An 18,296-nucleotide genomic window follows, 5' to 3' on the forward strand; every position below is an offset into this window, starting at 1 on the left:
GCTCCAGAGCCCGGCGCAGGCGCGGGAGCCGGATCTCGACGAGCAGCATCGTCCGCACCAGCAGGATCAGGACGATGAGGGCGGTGACGACGGCGAGGACCAGCGAGTTTCCGATCCCCTGGAACAGTGAGCGGTAGGCGCGCTCGTTCTCCGGGTCGAGGATCGCCGTCCAGTGCGCGAGGTCGCGGCCGCCGGCGCCGCGGAGCGTGAACTCCGCCATCGCGACGATCGGGACGGCGAACACCAGCCCGGTGATCACGAGCACCGCCCCGGACAGGAGCCGCGCGGGCCTCATCGCTGCCACCGCCGGGCCCGGCGCTGCAGCAGCGCGTACCCGGACATCAGGACCACCATCACCGCGAGCATCCCGAGCGCGAGGGCGCCCGCGAGGTTCTCGCGGCCCAGCACCGTCTCGCTGACCAGCGCGGCGCGGATCTGGAGGGGGACGATCTGCGCGCCCTGGCTGATCAGCGCCGCCGCGGTGGCGAAGGAGGAGAACGCGTTCGCGAACAGGAGCAGCACGCAGCCGAGGAACGACGGCGCCAGCACCGGGAGGGCCACGTGCAGCCAGTAGCCGAGCCGGCCCCCGCCGAGCACCGCGTTCGCCTCGGCCCACTCCGGACGCAGGCCCTCGAGCGCGGGCAGGAACGTGAGCACCATCAGGGGCACCTGGAAGTAGAGGTAGGGCAGGACGAGCCCGGGCAGCTGGTAGAGCCACACGCCGTCGGCGTAGAGGTCGACGCCCGCTCCCGCGAGGAGGGTGGTCACCAGCCCCTGCACGCCGATCGTCGCGATGAACGCGAACGCGAGCATCACCCCGCCGAACTGCGCGAGGACGCTCGCCGCTGCATCGACGACGGTCCGGAGCGCCCCGCGCGGATCGGAGCCGAGCAGGGCCAGGCACACGACCGCGCCCAGCACCGCGCCGACGACGGCGGTCACGGCCGAGAGCCCGAGCGACGCGCCGAAGGCGGACAGCACGACGGGATCCCCGAGCGCGAGCACGTTCGCCGTGGTGAAGCGGCCGTCTCCGTCCGTGAATCCGGTCGCCACGGCGAGGACCGTGGGGACGGCCAGGAACAGCAGGACGTAGAGCGCGAAGGGGGCGACGCCCAGCACGGCCGGGGTGCCGCGCCGTCCCCGGGGCGCGGCCGCCCCGGAGACGGCCTCGGCGGGAGCGGTGGTCACTGGATCGCCGGGGCCCACTTCTCGGCGAGGAGCGACGAGGCCGCCTCGGTCTGCTCCTCCGTGAACTGGACGAGGTCGGAGGGAGCGGCGCCGACGGCGTCGAGCGCGTCCTGGTCGACCGTGCCGGCCTCGGTCATCGCGGCCAGACGCACCGGGTAGGCGCCGGCGGCGAGGTAGAGGTTCTGCGCGGCGTCGGAGTAGAGGTACTCCTGCCAGAGCCGCGCGGCCGCCGGGTGCGGAGCGTCGGCGTTGACCGCCTGGTTGTAGTAGCTGCCGACGGCGGAGCCCGGGAGGACGGTCGTCGTCCACTCGCGGGTGCCCTCGTTCGCCTTCCCGGCGGCGAGGTTGTTGTAGCTCCAGTCGAAGACGACCGGGGTCTCGCCCGAGGCGATGGTGGCGTCGGTCGGGTCCAGCGGCAGGAAGTTGCCGGCGTCGTTCAGCTTCTCGAAGAAGTCGATCCCCGCCTGGACGTCGGCGGCGGAGCCGCCGGACTGGAGAGCCGCGAGCTGCACCGCGGCCGCGGCGGCTCCCGCCTGGGTCGGGTCGCCGTTGATCGCGACCGAGCCGCGGTAGTCGGCGCCGAGGAGGTCCTCGAGCGACGTGGGCGCAGGCACCGCGTCCGCGTCGAACCCGATCGACATCAGGCCGGTGTAGTCGTTGACCCAGAGGCCCGACTCCTCCTTGTTCCCCTCGGGGATGTCGTCCCAGGACTCGACCTTGTACGGCGCGAACACGTCCGTGTTCGCCAGAGCGACGGCCGGCCCGAGGTCGAACACGTCGGGAGCGGTGTCCTGCCCGGCGAGGTTCTCCGCCGTGCTGATCTCCTCCGCGGAGGAGACGTCGGGGTCGGCGGAGTTCACGGTGATGCCGTACTCGTCCTCGAAGCCGCTGATCAGCTCGCCGTAGTTCGCCCAGGTGTCGGGCAGGGCGATGACGTTGAGCTCGCCCTCGGCCTTCGCGGCCTCGACCAGGGCGTCCAGCCCGCCGAGGTCCGCGGCGGACGTGGCGGACGCCGCCTCCGCGCCGCCGCCGTCGGACGAGGCGGTGGCGCCGCCGGAGCAGGCCGAGAGCGTGAAGACGAGGGCGGTGCCGGCGGCGGCGACCGCGGCGGCGCGCGACAGGCGCTGAATGGTCAAGGGTCCTCCAGGAGTCGGGTGGGCCGCCCCGGTGGGACGGCCTCGGGCACGGTAGGAGCGCCGCGAGTCGGCGAGGGAGCGCGGCGGTCAATGCCGGGCGAACGCCGGGGGCCGAATCGGGGACGGCGATGTCGGGGGCGTTCGCTAGCGTGGGCGGACCATGACCGAGCAGCTCTCCGCCGCGCTGGCGCGCCGCATCGCCCTGGCGGCGCAGGGGTTCGGCGTCCCCCGTCCGTCCCGGGTCGACGCGCGCCGGGTGCGCGCCGCCGTGGACCGGATCCGCCCGCTCCAGCTCGACTCGGTGAACGTCTTCGAGCGGAGCCACTACCTGCCGCTGCTCGCGCGGCTCGGCCCGTACGATCGCTCCCTCCTCGACGCAGCGGCCTTCTCCCCCGACGGCCCCTACGTCGAGTACTGGGCCCACGAGGCCGCCCTCGTCCGCCGCGAGGACCTCCCGCTCTACCGCTGGCGGATGGAGCACTACCGCCGGGTCCGCCTGCCCGAGCACGAGGGCTGGGCCCACGAGAACCGCGCCACCCTCGACTGGCTCCGCGCCGCGCTCGCCGACGGTCCCCTCCGCGCCTCCGAGATCGAGCACGAGGCCAACGTCCGCACGGGCCCCTGGTGGGGCTGGTCCGACATCAAGCGCGGCCTCGAGGTCCTGTTCCGCTGGGGCGAGGTGGTGACGGCGGGGCGCACGCGCTTCGAGCGCTCCTACGGTCTCGCCGAGCGGCTCCTCCCGAGCGCGGTGCTCGATGCCGACGTGCCCCTCCCCGACGCCGTCCGCGAGCTCGTGCGCCGGGCGGCCCGGGCCCACGGGATCGGCACCCTCGGCGACCTGGCCGACTACCACCGGCTGCTCCAGTCCCCCACGCGCGTCGCGATCGACGAGCTGGTCGAGGCGGGCGAGCTCGAGCGCGTCGAGGTGCGCGGCTGGGAGCGGGGCGGGCGATCCGTGCCGCTCTGGCGGCACGTCGACGCCCGACGCCCCCGCACGCTCCGGGCGGACGCGCTCCTCTCGCCGTTCGACCCCGTGGTCTGGCACCGGCCGAGGGCCGAGCTGTTCTTCGGCTTCCGCTACCGGATCGAGATCTACACCCCGGCCGAGCAGCGGGTCCACGGCTACTACGTCCTCCCCGTGCTCCTCGACGACGTGATCGCTGCACGGGTCGACCTCAAGAGCGAGCGCAAGCGCCGGGTCCTCCTCGTGCAGGCCGCCTGGCTCGAGCCGGGGGCCCCGGCCGACACGCCGGAGCGGCTCGCCGCACTGCTGGTCGAGGCGGCGGCCTGGCAGGGCCTCGACGCCGTCGAGGTCGTCGGTCGCGGCGACCTCGCGGCCGCCCTCGCCGCAGCACTGAGGAGGATCGCGTGAGCGCGCCCGGCGGCGTCCTGGCGCTGGCGCTCTCGGAGCGCTGCGTCGCCCGTCTGCTCGAGCGCGGGAGCGTCGTCGGGGTCGGCACGGGCGAGCTCGCCCATGCGGCCGGCGTCTCCCTCCGGACCTTCCACCGGTACCTCGGCGGGAAGGAGGACTGCGGGCGCCCGGTGCTCGCCGCCGCGATCGCCGCGATGGGACGCGCCCTCCTCGAACGACCGGCCGCCGAGCCGCTGAACGCGGCGCTCGGTCACGCCTTCGCCGCGGCGGCCTCCGGTCCCCAGCTCGACCGCACCCTCCGGCTGATCCCCCTGCTCACCGAGACCTCGGCGATGCGCGCCGTCTGGGCGCAGTCGCTGCACGACGGCGAGGAGGCGCTGACGCCGTTCCTCGCGGAGCGGATGGGGCTCGGCCGCACGTCCCCGCACCGGGCGGCCGTCCTGGCCACCGTCGTCCTCGCCCTGGTCCGGCGGGCGCTGGTCGACGCGGCCGCGAGCGGCATCGACCCGGCGCCGGTCTTCGCCGAGTACCTGACGACCGTCGACGGCGGTCCGCTCGCGGCTCCGACCGGATGACGTCCCGTCCGGCGCGGTGACGGGCGCACCTCTGACCGAAGCGGGATGCGGTGCGGGGCGGGCGATCGTCGACGGGGCGTCGGCCGGATCGGCCTGCTAGAAGCGCGAGCCCATCTCGGAGAGGCGGGCGACGCGGTCCGCGATCGGCGGATGGGTCGCGAAGAGGCGCGCGACCACCCCCGGCTTCGACGGGTCGGCGATCCAGAGGTGCGCCATCGAGCTGTTCTGCCGCTGCATCGGCCGGCCCGCGGACTCGAGCTTGAGCAGGGCGCGGGCGAGGGCGTCGGGGTGGCGGGTCGTCAGCGCGCTGGTCGCGTCGGCGAGGTACTCGCGCTGACGGGAGATCGAGAGCTGCACGACCGAGGCGACGATCGGCGCGAGGACCATCGACACCAGCCCGACGATCAGGAGCGCCGGGTTGCCCCCGCCGTTGCCGTTGCCGCCCCGCCCGAAGAAGGCCAGGCGGAGGAAGGCGTCCGAGAGGAAGCCCACCGCGACGACGAGACCGAAGACGATCATCGAGACGCGGATGTCGTAGTTGCGGACGTGGCCCAGCCCGTGGGCCATCACGCCCTCCAGCTCGGCGTCGTCCATGATCGCGAGCAGGCCCGTCGTCGCAGCCTCGACGGCGTGCTCGGGATCACGGCCGGTCGCGAACGCGTTCGGCGCCGGGTCGTCGATCAGGCACACCTTCGGCATCGGCGTGCCCGTCGCGATCGAGAGGTTCTCGACGATGCGGTACAGCCTCGGCTCGTCCGCCTTCTCCACCGCCACGCCGCCGCTGAGCGCGACCGCCTGGCGAGCGGCGAAGAAGTACTGGAAGAACGCGTACCCGGCGGCGATCACGAGCACCACCACGACGATCGTCGTGCTGCGGTAGACCGCTGCAGCCAGGGCGCCCAGGCCGCCGATGATCGCCAGGAACAGGACGAGGATCAGGACCGTGTTGCGCTTGTTGCGGGCGATCGCGCTGTACACGGCGGCTGCCTAGAACTGGACGCGCGGGGGCTCCGAGATCGCGGCGAGATCGCCGACCTCGAAGAACTCGCGCTCCGAGAAGCCGAGCCGACGCGAGAAGAGCGTGTTCGGGAAGACCTTCACCTTGGTGTTCATCTCGCGCACGCCGCCGTTGTAGAAGCGCCGGGCCGACTGGATCTTGTCCTCGGTGTCGACCAGCTCGCCCTGCAGCTGGAGGAAGTTCTGGCTCGCCTGCAGCTGGGGGTATGCCTCCGCGACCGCGAAGATCGACTTCAGCGCGCTCTGCATGTGGTCCTCGGCGACCGACGCCTCCGCCGGGCCCTGGGCCTGCAGCGTCTCGGCGCGAGCCTGCGTCACCGACTCGAAGACCTGGCGCTCGTGCGAGGCGTAGCCCTTCACGGAGTCGATCACGTTGGGGATCAGATCCGCACGGCGCTTCAGCTGGACGGTGATGTCGCTCCACGCCTCGTCCACGCGGACGTTGAGGGTGACCAGCGAGTTGTACGTCGCCCAGAGGTAGACCCCGAGGATGACGACGAGCGCGACGACGACGATGAGCGGGACGAGCCATTCCATGCCGTCCAGTGTAGGGACGGCGCGCTCCCCGGCACCTGTCGATGAGGCGCATTCGCAGGGGCGGGTCGGCCCTACTTGAGGGTCTTCTGCAGCAGGACGGTGCTGAGCCAGCGCTCGAACTTGAAGCCGACGCGGCCCATCCGGCCGACCTCGACGAATCCGAACTGCGCGTGCATCGCCAGCGACGCCTCCGCGCCCTTGTCGGCGATGACGGCCATGATCTGACGGATCCCCACGGCCTTCGCGCGCTCGAGGAGCTCGGCCATCAGCGCCCGGCCGAGGCCCTTGCCGGTGGAGGCCGCCCGCAGGTAGATCGAGTTCTCCACGGTGAAGCGGTACGCCCGCTTGGAGGACCACGGCGACACCATCGCGTAGCCGAGGATCTGGCCCGACGGCGAGACGGCCACGATGAAGGGCAGCCCGAGCTTCTGGTTGCGGGTGAACTTCGTCCGCCACTCCTTCAGCGTCGAGTCGTCCTCGTCGAAGGTCACCACCGTGTTGCGCACGTAGTGGTTGTAGATCTCGCGGATGTCCGGGAGGTCGGCGTCGCGGGCGTCGCGGATCTCGAACGAGAAGCCGGGCTCGGGAGGCGGCGCCTTCCGCAGGTGCGGCGGCAGGACGCGCCGGCTCTCGTACTCTTCCTCAAGCATCCGGCTCCCCTTCGGCTCCGCCCATCGATCCGGGCCAGCGTAGCCGCCCCGCGGGCGAGCGCCCGGTCACGCGAGAGCGCTCCAGTCGACCGGCTCCGCGCCGCGCTCCTCCAGGAGGGCGTTGGCGCGGCTGAACGGCCGGGAGCCGAAGAAGCCGCGCGAGGCCGACAGCGGGCTCGGGTGCGCGCTCTCGATCACTCCGGCCTCCCCCAGCATCGGGCGGAGCGACGCGGCGTCGCGGCCCCAGAGGATCGCGACGAGAGGCGCGTCCCGGGCGGCCAGCGTGCGGATCGCGTGCTCGGTGACCGCCTCCCAGCCCTTCCCGCGGTGCGAGGCGGGAGAGCCGGGGGCGACGGTGAGGACCCGGTTGAGCAGCATCACGCCGCTCGAGGTCCAGCCGCTGAGGTCGCCGTGCTCGGGCGGCTCGACGCCGAGGTCGTCCCGGAGCTCGCGGTGGATGTTCTGCAGGCTCCTCGGCAGCGGGCGCACGTGGCGCTCGACCGCGAAGGACAGCCCGATCGGGTGCCCGGGCGTCGGGTACGGGTCCTGTCCGACGATGAGGACGCGCACGTCCGCGAGCGGGGCGGCGAAGGCGCGGAGCACGTCGCGGCCCGCGGGGAGGTAGGGCCGACCGGCCGCGACCTCGCCGCGGAGGAAGTCGCCCATCGCGGCGATGTCCCCGGCGACGGGGGCGAGGGCCTCCGCCCAGCCCCGGTCGATCAGTCCCGAGGCCGCGAGCTCCGCGAGGTCCACCGAGTCAGCCCGCCGCGAGCGTCGCGACGACGACTCCGGCGTCGCTGCCGCTGACGCGCCACACCGAGCCGGCGCCGCCGACGCGGAGCGCGCCGGTGCCGACGATCAGCACGGTGGACTCGTCGAGCGCGACGCCGCCGTCGACCAGGCCCGCCTCGACGGCCGCGACCAGGCGGCCGAGGGTCCCCCACTGCGCCGCGTGCACGTCGACCGTCACGTCGATGAGGCCGATGCCCTCGAGCACCGTGACCTCGTCGAGCTCCTCCGCCGCGCCCTCCGGGACGACGGCGACGCCGCCGATCCGGTGGCCGCCGACGAGGGCGCGATCGGCCGCGACGGCGGCCCCCGCCGAGTAGCCGGCATACGGCACTCCGGAGGAGACGAGATCGCGCAGCCGCGGGAAGCAGGCCTCGAGCGCGTCGCGGTAGGCCGGGGTCAGCCCTCCGCCGACGAAGATCCCGTCGACGTCGTCGAAGACCGCGGGATCGATCCGGCCGCCCTCCGGCTTCATCACGGCGAACGCGTCGAGCGGGCCGACCGTCGCGAGCAGTGCCGCGTAGCCGGCGTACGCCTCGGGGCCGAGCCCGTCGTGGACGACGACGATCGCGATGCGCGGGCCCTCGATCCGGCCGGCGTCGACCGCGTGGGCGCGTGCCTCCGCGAGGAACGCCCCGTACAGCTGCTGGTCGCGCTCGACGCCGCCTCCGCCGCCGATCAGGTGGACGCTCACTCGTCGTCCTCGGCGAGGGCTCCGTCCACCGGGGGCAGAGCCGACCAGGGGAAGACGATCCAGCGCGGGGTGCGGCGCCAGAAGAAATCGGGCTCGAGCACCGTGCGCGGCTTCGTGTAGAGGGTCACGGTGCGCACCTCGGCACCCATCGCGCGGATGAGCTTCACCGAGAGGGCGAGGGTGTGGCCGGAGTCGGAGACGTCGTCGACCAGGAGGATGCGCTTGCCGCGCACGGACGCCTCGTCGAGCAGCGGCGGCAGCACCACGGGCTCCGCCAGGCGCGCCTCGACGCCGGTGTAGAACTCGACGTTCAGCGCGCCGCAGCTCTTGATGCCGAGCGCGTAGGCCACGGCGCCCGCGAGGAGCAGACCGCCGCGCGCGATGGCGACGACCAGCTCCGGCCGGTAGCCCGACGCGACCACGTCGTCGGCCAGGTGCCGAGCGGCGTCGCCGAACTCGAGCCAGCCGAGCACCTCCTTCTCCGTGGCGGCGAGGAGGGCGGCGGAGTCGTCGGCGTCGGAAACCATGAGGGACAGGCTAGGCCGTCGCGGGCCTCCGCGTCACATCTGTCAGGCGCGCGGGGCCAGGGGTCCCTTCGCGACCTTGTGCGGGGCCGCCTGCGCGACCGGCTTGATGGTCACCAGGTCGAGGTTGACGTGGGCGGGGAGCTCCACCGAGGAGACGATCGCAGCGGCGACGTCCTCCGCGACGAGCGGGTCGGGGACCTCGGCGTAGACCGCGTCGGCGCGCTCCCGGTCGCCGCCGAAGCGGACCAGCGAGAACTCGTCCGTGTGCACCATCCCCGGCGCGATCTCGATCACTCGGATCGGCTCGCCGGCCAGCTCGAGCCGCAGCACGGCGACCAGCGCGTGCGCGGCGTGCTTGGCGGCGTTGTACCCGCCTCCGCCCTCGTAGGCGACGTGGCCGGCGATCGAGGTGACGGTCACGATGTCCGCGGAGGTCCCGCTCCCCCGGATCCCGGCCCGCAGCAGCGGGAGCAGCGCGCTGGTCACGAGCTTCACCGAGAGCACGTTGATCTCGAACATGCGGCGCCAGTCCTCGGGGTCTGACTTCTCGACCGAGTCGAGTCCGAGCGCACCGCCCGCGTTGTTCACGAGCGCGTGCACGGGCCCGGAGGAGGCGAGGTGGTCGCGCAGAGCGTCGACCTGGGCGGCGTCGGTGAGGTCGGCGGCGAAGTACCCGGCGCCGGTCTCGGCGGCGAGCGCCTCCAGCCGGTCGCGCCGGCGCGCGACGGCGACGACCTCCCAGCCGTGCTCGCGGAACAGGCGGACCGCGGCCGCCCCGATCCCTGAACTCGCTCCTGTCACGACAACGCGTCGATCCACGCCCGTCCCCTTCCGTCAAGCCTCGGACACCCTCGACTCCGTCGTCGCAGCCCAACGCTAGTCTGGCCGCGTGCCGCCCGCCGACCCGGTTCCCGCGACCGCCGGGACAGCCGTCACCCCGAAGCGCCGCGTTCCCCTCTGGGACAACGCGCGCTTCGTCTGCGTGACCCTCGTCGTGATCGGGCACGGCGTCCAGAGGCTGACGGCCAACTCCGACACCTCGCTCATCGTCTACCTGACGATCTACGCCTTCCACATGCCGGCCTTCGCGATCATCTCGGGCTACTTCTCCAAGAGCGGCGCACCGAGCGGGCGCGCGATGCGGCGGGTGCTGACCGACATCCTCCTGCCCTACCTGATCATGGAGACGATCTGGACCCTGGTGCAGTTCCTGGTCGAGGGGAAGCAGGAGTTCAACCCGACGAAGCCGAGCTGGACGCTGTGGTTCCTGCTCGCGCTGGGCATCTTCCGCCTCGTCCTCCCCTACCTGGCGCTGCTGCGCTGGCCGCTGCTGATCAGCGTGGTGCTCGCGGTCGGGGTCAGCTACTACGACAACATCGACTCGACCTTCTCGCTCGCACGCGCGATCGGGATCCTGCCGTTCTTCGTGTTCGGCTGGCGCCTGCGCGGCTTCGCCCCCGGCGGCCGCTCCGCCGTCGACCGCTGGCTCGATCAGCCGCCGTCGCGGGTGCTCCTCGCCCGGATCCTCGCCGTCGTCCTCTTCGCGGTCACGGCGGTCGTCATGACCGTCAACATCGAGGCGTTCCGAGCGGCGGACCTGCGCTACTGGTTCTTCTACGACCGCCCCTACGACGCCCTCGGCGAGACCCAGTGGTGGGCCGGGCTGGTGCGGCTGGCCCTGATGGCCGGAGCGGTCGTGCTCTCGCTCGCGCTCTTCGCGATGGTGCCCCGCCGCCGCACCCCGCTCACCGCCTGGGGGCAGTCGACGATGTACGTCTACCTCCTCCACAGCTTCGTCCTCTATCCGCTGCGGGAGTCCGGGATCCTCTCGCGGACGGAGAGCACGCTCGCCCTCGTGCTGATGATCGTGTTCTGCGTCGCGGTCTCGGTCGCGCTCTCGCTGGGCTGGACCCGCACCGTCTTCCACCGGCTGGTCGAGCCCCGCGCGGCCTGGCTCTTCGCCCCGGTGGCCGACGAGAGGCCTCCGCGCCCGGACCGCGCAGACCCTACCGGCGCCAAGCGCGACCGGCAGCCCGAGCGGCGCTGACGGCCGTTACCCCGTGTGTCGGCGGTCCTGGCCGCCCGGCGGGCCCCCGCGTACGCTCGTCGCGACGGAGAACGGCCCCGTCACCGACCCCGACGATCCGATGGGAAGCACCATGACCGACTCCGAGAAGTGGCAGTTCGAGACCAAGCAGATCCACTCGGGCGCCGCGCCGGACCCGGTGACCAAGGCCCGCGCGACGCCGATCTACCAGACCACCTCCTACGTCTTCGACAACGCGGAGCACGCCCAGAACCTGTTCGCGCTGGCCGAGTTCGGGAACATCTACACCCGCATCCAGAACCCGACCCAGGCGGTCGTGGAGGAGCGGCTCACCGCCCTCGAGGGCGGCTCCGGCGCCCTGCTGCTCGCCTCGGGCCAGGCCGCCGAGACCGCGGCCGTGCTGAACATCGCCCAGGCCGGCGACCACATCGTCTCGTCGTCCTCGATCTACGGCGGCACCTACAACCTCTTCAAGTACACCCTCGCCAAGCTCGGCATCGAGACGACCTTCGTCGAGAACCAGGACGACCGCGAGGAGTGGCGCCGCGCCGTCCGTCCGAACACGAAGCTGTTCTTCGCCGAGACCGTCGGCAACCCCAAGATCAACATCCTCGACATCCGCACCGTGGCCGATGTCGCGCACGACGCCGGCGTGCCCCTGATCGTGGACAACACCATCGCGACGCCCTACCTGATCCGCCCCTTCGAGCACGGCGCGGACATCATCGTGCACTCGGCGACGAAGTTCCTCGGCGGCCACGGCACGGTCATCGGCGGAGCGATCGTCGACGGCGGCCGCTTCTCGTGGACCGCGAACGCCGAGCGCTTCCCCGGCCTCACCACGCCGGACGAGTCCTACCACGGTGCCGTCTACACCGACGCGGTCGGCGACTCCCTCGCCTACATCATCAAGGCCCGCGTGCAGCTGCTGCGCGACCTCGGCGCCTCGATCGCCCCGGCGAGCGCCTGGCAGCTCATCCAGGGCATCGAGACCCTCTCGCTCCGGATCGAGCGCCACGTGCAGAACGCGCAGGAGATCGCGGAGTACCTCGAGAACCACTCCGACATCGCCTCGGTGAACTACTCGGGCCTGCCCACCTCGCCCTGGTACGCCGCGGCCAACCGCTACGCGCCGAAGGGCGTGGGCGCGGTGCTCTCGTTCGAGCTCAAGGGCGGAGTGGACGCCGGCCGGGCCTTCGTCGACTCGCTGGAGCTGTTCTCGCACCTGGCCAACATCGGCGACGTCCGCTCGCTCGTCATCCACCCCGCGTCGACCACGCACTCGCAGCTCTCGCCCGAGCAGCAGCTGACCGCCGGCGTCACTCCGGGCCTGGTGCGCCTGTCGGTGGGACTCGAGAACGTCGACGACCTCCGCGCCGACCTCGACCAGGCCCTCCGCGCCGCGCGCGCCGTCGTCGAGGCCTCCCGAGCGAACGCCTGAGGCCCCTCGGCGCCCTGACGGGGTCCCCGTGCTCGGGGATCGCGTCAGGGCGCTTCGCGCGCGGGCGGAGGAGCGCGGGAGCAGGGCGTAACAAACGGCTCCGCCCCGCGGCGCTCTGACACGATGGACAGCGCTATGGACTGGCAGCAGACACTCGAGGACACGGTCCCGTCGGCGTTCGTCACCGAGCGCCAGCTCCTCTCGGTCATCGGCAAGCCGCCCGCCACCGGAGCCTGGCGCGACGGCGACCACCCGGGCGGACGCCGCTTCGTCGACCTCGGCCCGTTCGACTTCGAGGCGGGCGGCCGCCTCCCCCACGCCCGCATCGCCTACGAGAGCTGGGGCGCTCTGAACGAGCGCCGCGACAACGCCGTCCTCGTCCTGCACGCGCTGACCGGCGACTCCCACCTGCTCGGCCGCGGCGATCCCGGCCACGCGACGGACGGCTGGTGGTCGGGACTCGTCGGCCCCGGCCTCGTGATCGACACCGACCGCTTCTTCGTGGTCGCCCCGAACATGCTCGGCGGCTGCCAGGGCTCCAGCGGTCCCGCGTCCCTCGCCCCCGACGGCCACGAGTGGGGCGCACGGTTCCCGTACACGAGCATCCGCGACCAGGTGCGGGCGCAGGTGCAGTTCAGCGACCTGCTCGGCGTCGAGCGCTGGCACACCGTCATCGGCGGCTCGATGGGCGGGATGCAGGCGCTGGAGTGGGGGATCGACCACGCGGAGCGGGTCGCGCGCCTCGCGGTCCTGGCCGCTCCCCCGCGGGCCACGGCCGACCAGATCGCCCTCAACTTCGTGCAGCTCGAGGCGATCCGCAACGACGCGGCCTTCGCGGGCGGCTCCTACTACGACGCCGGCGACGGCCAGGGCCCGTACCACGGCCTCGCGCTCGCCCGCCGGATGGCACTGCTCAACTACCGCAGCCCCTCCGAGCTCAACGACCGCTTCGAGCGCAGCTGGCAGTCGGGGCTCAGCCCGCTCGGCGGCGGCGGCCGCTTCGCCGTGGAGTCGTACCTCGACTTCCACGGCAACAAGTTCACGCGCCGCTTCGACGCGAACAGCTACATCACGCTCGTCGAGGCGATGAACTCGCACGACGTCGGCCGCGGCCGGGGCGGCGAGGCGGCCGCCCTCTCCCGGATCACCAGCCCGACCCTCGTCCTCGGCATCGACAGCGACCGGCTCTTCCCGGTCGAGGGCCAGCGGATCATCGCGGCGCACGCTCCCGGCGCCCTCGACGGCGGAGAGGTCGCGGTGATCACCTCGACGTTCGGCCACGACGGGTTCCTCATCGAGGACGACGCGGTCGGCGCGCACCTCGCCCGGCTGCTGGCGCATCCCGCGACGGCCTGACCCGCCCGACCCCGGCGCGGTTCGACGCCCCGAACCGCTCCGACCGGCCCGGGCAGTGGCTATCGTGAGACGGGGGCCAGCCCCGCGCCACGACCGGAGGGGGCCAGAGCGTGCCGATGATCCGCAGCGCCCGCGAGCGCGACCGGCTGCTGCGCCACTCCGCCTGCGGGATCGGCCTGCTCACGGAAGCGGGGGCGCTCGGCATGGCCCTCATCCCCGGAACGCTCCAGCCCGCCGCCGTGCCGTTCGCCGTCGCGCTGCTCCTGGGCATGATGGCCGCCCACGTCGAGCTCGCCCGGACGGGGCGCCGCAGCCGCGTGATCGCGGTCGCCGTCGGCGGCCTGCTGCTGGGCTGGGGCCTCGCCCTGGGGCTCGCTCCGGGCGCCGACTTCGCCGGGTTCGTCCTGGTCAACACCGCGAACGCCGTGACCGCGAGCATCGCCGTGGTCGTGACGACGTCCGCGCGCCGCCTGCTCCTGCTGCTGCCGGTGCTCCTCCCGAGCCTGGTCCCGTCGGTGCTCGTCTCGAGCGGCACCATGATCCCCACCGTGGTCGTCCAGAGCCTGCTGCCCTGGGGCACGCTCTGCGGCTTCGCCCTCTGGATCGGCACAGCGGTCCCTCGGGTGGTGCGGCGGATCGACAGCATCGGCAACGCGCACCGTGTGGAGCGCCTCGCCAGCGAGACGGAGGCGCAGCGCCGGCAGGGTGCGCGGCTCCTGCACGACACGGTGCTGGCCACCCTCACGCTCCTCGCGCACTCGGGCCGCGGAGTGTCGGTCGACGCGCTCCGGCAGCAGGCGGCGCAGGACGCGCAGCTCCTGCGCCAGCTCCGGCTCGGCGGGACCCCCACCCCGAGCGCGTCCGGCTCCTACCAGCTGACCAGCGTCACCTCCGCCCCCGCGGCCAACACCCTCGAGACCGTCCGCAACCGCTTCGGCCGGATGGGGCTCGACGTGATCTGGCACGGCTCCGGCCAGGTGGCGCTCACCGGCGCGGCCCTCGACTCCTTCGTCCTCGCCCTGGCGGAGTGCCTCGAGAACGTGCGCCGCCACTCCGGCGTCGCCTCGGCCGACGTGACGATCACCGAGGACGAGACGACCGTCCGCGCGATGGTCACGGACGCGGGCGCGGGCTTCGACATCGCGACCGTCCCCGACACGAAGCTCGGCTTCAAGGAGTCGGTGATCGCCCGGCTCGGCGACGTCGGCGGCCGCACCAGACTGTTCAGCGCCCCCGGATCGGGGACGACCGTGGTGCTGGAGGTCCCGAAGTGAGCCCCGCACCGGAGTCGCGGGCCCCGCTGCTGGGACGCGTGCCCGCAACGCACGGCCGCTCCTCCCGGTCCGCCCGCTCGGTCCGCCGCCAGCAGGAGGGGCTCGGCACCAACTACCTCGGCAGCGGCCTCAACGGCATCGCCGCCGCGATCCTCGCCTACGAGCTGCTGATCTTCCTCTCGACCTCCGCCCGCTACAGCGACCTCGCGCCCGCGGCGATCGCCTGGGTCCTCGTCGTCCTGGCCTTCGGGTCCACCGTCCTCGCGATCCACCTCGGCGGACGCCGCCTGCCGCTCCCGGTCTACCTCTGCTTCCTCGTCGCCGTCGGAGCCGCCGTCGTGCTCGACCTGGTGGCCGTGACCGACTCCGGCGCGGCCCGCACCGTCCCCACCGCCGCGGTCGCGGGCGCCGTCGCGCACGCCGCGCTGATCGTCCACCGGCGCGGGATCGAGATCCTCGCGGTGAGCGCCCTCGTCGCGATCGCCGAGGTGATCGCGTTCCTCTCGATGGAGTCGGGCGGCGCGGGCGCGCTCTCGGTGCGCATCAGCGCCCTCGTGGTGACGATCGCGCCGGCCGTCGTCGTGGTCGTGATGATGCGCGGGTTCCGCCGGATGGTCCAGCTCGAGATCGACCGCGCCCTCGTGCAGAGCACCACGCTCGGCCCGCGCTACGCGGTCGGGATGCTCGCCTCGGAGGAGCTCGCACGGCTCGACCTCGCCGCCGAGCGCCTCCTCGCCGAGGTGGGCGACGGCTCGGTCCGCCTGCCCCTCGACGCCCAGCGCGCCGCGCACGCGACCTCGCTCGCCACCCAGCTCCGCCTCCACCTCATCGAGGGGCGGCGCGAGACCTGGCTGCACCACGCCGTGCTCGAGTCCGAGCTGCTCGCGCCGCTCGTCGAGCTCGACGACCCGGACGGCACCGCCGGGCTCCTCGGGCACCAGCAGCGCGACGGGCTCCTCTCGGCGATCTGGCTGATCGCCGACAGCGCGACCGGGCTCGCCGTGGTCCTCCACGTCGAGTCGGGCAGCCCCCGCGATCCCGGAGCCGGGACGGCCGCCCGAGGACTGCTCGTGCCGATCACGCTCCGCTCCTCAGGCGCGCCCTTGCGCGGCGTCGATCCTGCGACGTGGGAGGCTATCGCTCAGGTCGGCGTCTTCCGCGACACCTCACGCGACGGGGAGCTCCGGATCGAGATCGACTGCCTGGTCGAGAATCCCGCCGACCGGTGAGCAGCCGCCGATAGACCGCCGACGACCGCCGACCGAAGGACACCGATGACACCCACCGCTGACGCGAAGATCACTCTCGCGGTCGTGGACGACCACAAGATGCTCCTCGGAGCGCTCACGGAGTGGATCCGCGGAGCCGCCTCCGACATCCAGCTGGTGGCCGCGGTCGCCTCCTGGCCCGAGCTGCTCACGCACCCCGAGTTCCCCGTCGACGTCGTGCTCCTCGACCTCGACCTCAAGGACAACATCCCGATCTCGGTGAAGCTCTCGACCCTCAAGACCACCGGGGTGAAGACCGTGCTGATGAGCACCTACTCCGAGCCCGCCGTGGTCCGCGAGGCACTCGCCTCCGGAGCCCTCGGCTACCTCGTGAAGACCGAGGACGCGGACATGATCGTCGAGGCGATCCGCGCGGCCAAGGACGGCCACTCCTACATCTCGCACGAGCTCGACATGGCGCTCTCCACCGGCGACTCCGACGGAGCGCCGAAGCTCAGCGCGCAGGAGCGCCGCGTGATGGCTCTCTACGGCGGCGGCGAGCCGGTGAAGTCGGTCGCGTTCGAGCTGGGCATCTCGGAGGAGACGGCGAAGTCGTACCTCAAGCGGATCCGCGAGAAGTACCGCGTCGTCGGCATCGACGTCGGCACGAAGGTGGCGCTCCGCAAGCGCGCCATCCACGACGGGATCCTCATCGAGACGGATTGAGTCCTCTTCCGTGGCGGTCCCTGCCCGCCACGGCGCGGTCGGCTTCACGACGTGGTGCGTTCCGCGGAGCGAGGTGCGTCGCCCGGCATCGATCCACTGGCACGCGGATCGCTGTCGGCGGGCTCCACGAGGGCGCGGCGGTCCCCGCCCGCCGCGGCGCGGTCGGCTTCACGACGTGGTGCGTTCCGCAGAGCGGAGTGCGTCGCCCGGCATCGATCCGCTGGCACGCGGATCACTGTCGGCGGGCTCCAGGGGGGGGGCGGCGGTCCCCGCCCTCCACGGCGCGGTCGGCTTCACGACGTGGTGCGTTCCGCGGAGCGAGGTGCGTCGCCCGGCATCGATCCGCTGGCACGCGCATCGCTGTCGGCGGGCTCCACGAGGGCGCGGCGGTCCCTGCCCACCACGGCGCGGTCGGCTTCACGACGTGGTGCGTTCCGCGGAGCGAGGTGCGTCGCCAGGCATCTATCCAAGGTACACGGATCGCTGTCGGCGGACTCCACCTCGTCGAGCGGCGGCCACCTGCTCCTGCAGTCGAGCCGGAAGGGCGTGCCCGAGTCGTGCCGGTCGAGTCGCCGCGGGACGCGGCGTATCGAGACCCGCCAGGCACGGACAACGGGTCGATGCTGGTCGAGATGCCGCGGGACGCTGGGCATCGAGACCCACCGGACCGGGACTGCGAGTGCTCCTGCGGGCCCGCGTCAGGGGGCCAGGACGGCGACCGTCATGCCGGGCGTCGCGGCGGGGGCGTCCATCGCGGCGAGGGCGTCGGGCAGGTCCTCGAAGGCGATGGTGCGGCCGACGGAGTCGGCGGAGCGCAGACGGCCGGCGACGATGTCGTCGAGGAGGGCCGTGTAGCCGCTCCGGGCGATGCCGTGGCTGCCCAGCAGCTCCAGCTCCTGGGCGATGACCCGGCCGAGCGGGATCGCCGGTGCCGCGTCGGGCCCGAGGAGCAGACCCACCTGCACGTGCCGGCCGCGCGGACGCAGGGCGGCGATCGACGCCTCCGCGGTGACCCTGCTGCCGACGGCGTCGACCGCCAGATGCGCCCCTCCTCCGGTCGCCGCCCGGATCGCCTCGGCGGCACCCTCGCCTCCGGGGACGGTCACCGCCCCGATCGCGGCCGCGGCCTCCCGCGCCGGGGCGGAGACGTCCGACGCCACCACGCGGGCCCCGGCCGCGAGCGCGACGATCACCGCGGAGAGGCCGACTCCGCCGCAGCCCAGCACCGCGACCCACTCCCCCGGGGCGACCCGGCCGCGCTCGTGCAGGGCGTGGTACGCGGTCCCGAAGCGGCAGCCGAGACCGGCCGCCTCGACGAAGCCGACGGAGTCGGGCAGGCGCACCAGGTTCAGGTCCGCACCCGTCACGGCCACCGCCTCGGCGAACGACCCGTCGAGGGTGAATCCCGGCTGCTGCTGCCGGAGGCACACCTGCGTCGCCCCCTCCCGGCACTGCTCGCAGTCGCCGCAGGCGAACACGAACGGCGCCGTGACCCGGTCACCGACCGCGAAGAGCGACACCTGGGCTCCCGTCGCGATCACCGTCCCGGCGAACTCGTGCCCGGGGATCTGCGGCAGGACGACCGAGTCGTCGTGCCCCTTCCACGCGTGCCAGTCGCTCCGGCACACCCCGGTCGCCGCGACGCGGACGACGACGCCGTCGACGGGGCAGACGGGCTCCGGGACCTCGACGATCGCGGGGAGGGCGGAGAAGGACGAGTAGCTCACGGCGCGCATGCCGAGAGTCTTCCAGAGGCCCT

At 73.1% G+C, this 18,296-nt stretch carries 18 protein-coding genes; 8 read left to right on the forward strand and 10 right to left on the reverse strand.

Features of this window, described 5'->3' with window-relative positions; all coding sequences use genetic code 11:
• Positions 1-291: 291 nt before the first annotated feature.
• Positions 292-1,188, reverse strand: coding sequence for an ABC transporter permease subunit (locus tag C5C44_RS01640; protein WP_104335184.1), 897 nt, complete (start codon positions 1,186-1,188; stop codon positions 292-294).
• Entirely contained in the window at positions 1,185-2,324 is a 1,140-nt protein-coding gene (locus C5C44_RS01645) for an ABC transporter substrate-binding protein (RefSeq protein ID WP_104246638.1), read from the reverse strand. The genes C5C44_RS01640 and C5C44_RS01645 overlap by 4 nt, the downstream gene beginning before the upstream one ends.
• Before the next feature lie 160 nt (positions 2,325-2,484).
• On the opposite strand from C5C44_RS01645, the gene C5C44_RS01650 reads away from it, so the two are divergent.
• Positions 2,485-3,696, forward strand: a complete 1,212-nt coding sequence (locus C5C44_RS01650) for a winged helix-turn-helix domain-containing protein (RefSeq protein ID WP_104335137.1) — start codon at positions 2,485-2,487, stop codon at positions 3,694-3,696.
• A complete protein-coding gene (locus tag C5C44_RS01655; RefSeq protein WP_104335138.1) occupies positions 3,693-4,271 on the forward strand; it encodes a TetR/AcrR family transcriptional regulator in 579 nt (192 codons plus the stop codon). Before C5C44_RS01650 ends, C5C44_RS01655 begins: the two co-directional genes overlap by 4 nt.
• Positions 4,272-4,367: 96 nt before the next feature.
• Here C5C44_RS01655 and C5C44_RS01660 read toward each other — a convergent pair whose 3' ends face one another.
• The 7 genes from C5C44_RS01660 to C5C44_RS01690 form a co-directional block, all read right to left on the reverse strand.
• Positions 4,368-5,249 carry a M48 family metalloprotease gene (locus tag C5C44_RS01660; RefSeq protein WP_104335139.1) on the reverse strand — a complete coding sequence of 294 codons (882 nt, stop codon included), beginning with the start codon at positions 5,247-5,249 and terminating at the stop codon, positions 4,368-4,370.
• A 9-nt stretch (positions 5,250-5,258) separates the two neighbouring features.
• Entirely contained in the window at positions 5,259-5,825 is a 567-nt protein-coding gene (locus tag C5C44_RS01665) for a LemA family protein (RefSeq protein WP_104225511.1), read from the reverse strand.
• Between the two features lie 71 nt (positions 5,826-5,896).
• Positions 5,897-6,475, reverse strand: coding sequence for a GNAT family N-acetyltransferase (locus C5C44_RS01670; protein ID WP_104262462.1), 579 nt, complete (start codon positions 6,473-6,475; stop codon positions 5,897-5,899).
• A 66-nt stretch (positions 6,476-6,541) separates the two neighbouring features.
• On the reverse strand, positions 6,542-7,228 hold the full coding sequence (locus C5C44_RS01675; protein ID WP_104232774.1) for a uracil-DNA glycosylase: 687 nt from the start codon (positions 7,226-7,228) through the stop codon (positions 6,542-6,544).
• A gap of 4 nt (positions 7,229-7,232) precedes the next feature.
• Complete coding sequence (locus tag C5C44_RS01680) at positions 7,233-7,958, reverse strand: peptidase S51 (protein WP_104335140.1); 726 nt, start codon at positions 7,956-7,958, stop codon at positions 7,233-7,235.
• Positions 7,955-8,485 (reverse strand): phosphoribosyltransferase, encoded by a 531-nt coding sequence (locus C5C44_RS01685; protein WP_104224441.1) that lies wholly within the window; start codon positions 8,483-8,485, stop codon positions 7,955-7,957. Before C5C44_RS01685 ends, C5C44_RS01680 begins: the two co-directional genes overlap by 4 nt.
• Positions 8,486-8,527: 42 nt before the next feature.
• The gene (locus tag C5C44_RS01690) at positions 8,528-9,304 is read right to left on the reverse strand and encodes an SDR family NAD(P)-dependent oxidoreductase (RefSeq protein WP_258063402.1); all 777 of its coding nucleotides are present in this window, start codon (positions 9,302-9,304) and stop codon (positions 8,528-8,530) included.
• A gap of 70 nt (positions 9,305-9,374) precedes the next feature.
• Here C5C44_RS01690 and C5C44_RS01695 point away from each other — a divergent pair, with 70 nt between their 5' ends.
• The 6 genes from C5C44_RS01695 to C5C44_RS01720 all read left to right on the forward strand — a co-directional run bounded on the left by C5C44_RS01695 (position 9,375) and on the right by C5C44_RS01720 (position 16,537).
• A complete protein-coding gene (locus C5C44_RS01695) occupies positions 9,375-10,532 on the forward strand; it encodes an acyltransferase family protein (protein WP_104315117.1) in 1,158 nt (385 codons plus the stop codon).
• Between the two features lie 112 nt (positions 10,533-10,644).
• A complete protein-coding gene (locus C5C44_RS01700; protein WP_104237865.1) occupies positions 10,645-11,973 on the forward strand; it encodes a bifunctional o-acetylhomoserine/o-acetylserine sulfhydrylase in 1,329 nt (442 codons plus the stop codon).
• A 135-nt stretch (positions 11,974-12,108) separates the two neighbouring features.
• Positions 12,109-13,329: a homoserine O-acetyltransferase gene (locus tag C5C44_RS01705; protein ID WP_104232776.1), complete on the forward strand. Its 1,221-nt coding sequence runs from the start codon at positions 12,109-12,111 to the stop codon at positions 13,327-13,329.
• 116 nt (positions 13,330-13,445) lie between these two features.
• Positions 13,446-14,603, forward strand: coding sequence for a sensor histidine kinase (locus tag C5C44_RS01710; protein ID WP_104335141.1), 1,158 nt, complete (start codon positions 13,446-13,448; stop codon positions 14,601-14,603).
• A gap of 38 nt (positions 14,604-14,641) precedes the next feature.
• Positions 14,642-15,832: a hypothetical protein gene (locus C5C44_RS01715; protein ID WP_104348244.1), complete on the forward strand. Its 1,191-nt coding sequence runs from the start codon at positions 14,642-14,644 to the stop codon at positions 15,830-15,832.
• A gap of 45 nt (positions 15,833-15,877) precedes the next feature.
• The gene (locus C5C44_RS01720; protein WP_104224447.1) at positions 15,878-16,537 is read left to right on the forward strand and encodes a response regulator; all 660 of its coding nucleotides are present in this window, start codon (positions 15,878-15,880) and stop codon (positions 16,535-16,537) included.
• A 698-nt stretch (positions 16,538-17,235) separates the two neighbouring features.
• Here the strand turns inward: C5C44_RS01720 and C5C44_RS01725 are convergent.
• The gene (locus C5C44_RS01725; protein WP_104335142.1) at positions 17,236-18,273 is read right to left on the reverse strand and encodes an alcohol dehydrogenase catalytic domain-containing protein; all 1,038 of its coding nucleotides are present in this window, start codon (positions 18,271-18,273) and stop codon (positions 17,236-17,238) included.
• Positions 18,274-18,296 lie beyond the last annotated feature (23 nt).

The organism is Rathayibacter sp. AY1F6, assembly GCF_002932035.1.
In the GTDB taxonomy this organism is placed as follows: Bacteria; Actinomycetota; Actinomycetes; order Actinomycetales; family Microbacteriaceae; genus Rathayibacter.

Coding starts and splice junctions, on each gene's coding strand:
- C5C44_RS01650 (WP_104335137.1), top strand. CDS start 2,485: ATGACCGAGCAGCTCTCCGCCGCGCTGGCGCGCCGCATCGCCCTGGCG.
- C5C44_RS01665 (WP_104225511.1), bottom strand. CDS start 5,825: ATGGAATGGCTCGTCCCGCTCATCGTCGTCGTCGCGCTCGTCGTCATC.
- C5C44_RS01670 (WP_104262462.1), bottom strand. CDS start 6,475: ATGCTTGAGGAAGAGTACGAGAGCCGGCGCGTCCTGCCGCCGCACCTG.
- C5C44_RS01685 (WP_104224441.1), bottom strand. CDS start 8,485: ATGGTTTCCGACGCCGACGACTCCGCCGCCCTCCTCGCCGCCACGGAG.
- C5C44_RS01700 (WP_104237865.1), top strand. CDS start 10,645: ATGACCGACTCCGAGAAGTGGCAGTTCGAGACCAAGCAGATCCACTCG.
- C5C44_RS01705 (WP_104232776.1), top strand. CDS start 12,109: ATGGACTGGCAGCAGACACTCGAGGACACGGTCCCGTCGGCGTTCGTC.
- C5C44_RS01710 (WP_104335141.1), top strand. CDS start 13,446: ATGATCCGCAGCGCCCGCGAGCGCGACCGGCTGCTGCGCCACTCCGCC.
- C5C44_RS01720 (WP_104224447.1), top strand. CDS start 15,878: ATGACACCCACCGCTGACGCGAAGATCACTCTCGCGGTCGTGGACGAC.
- C5C44_RS01725 (WP_104335142.1), bottom strand. CDS start 18,273: ATGCGCGCCGTGAGCTACTCGTCCTTCTCCGCCCTCCCCGCGATCGTC.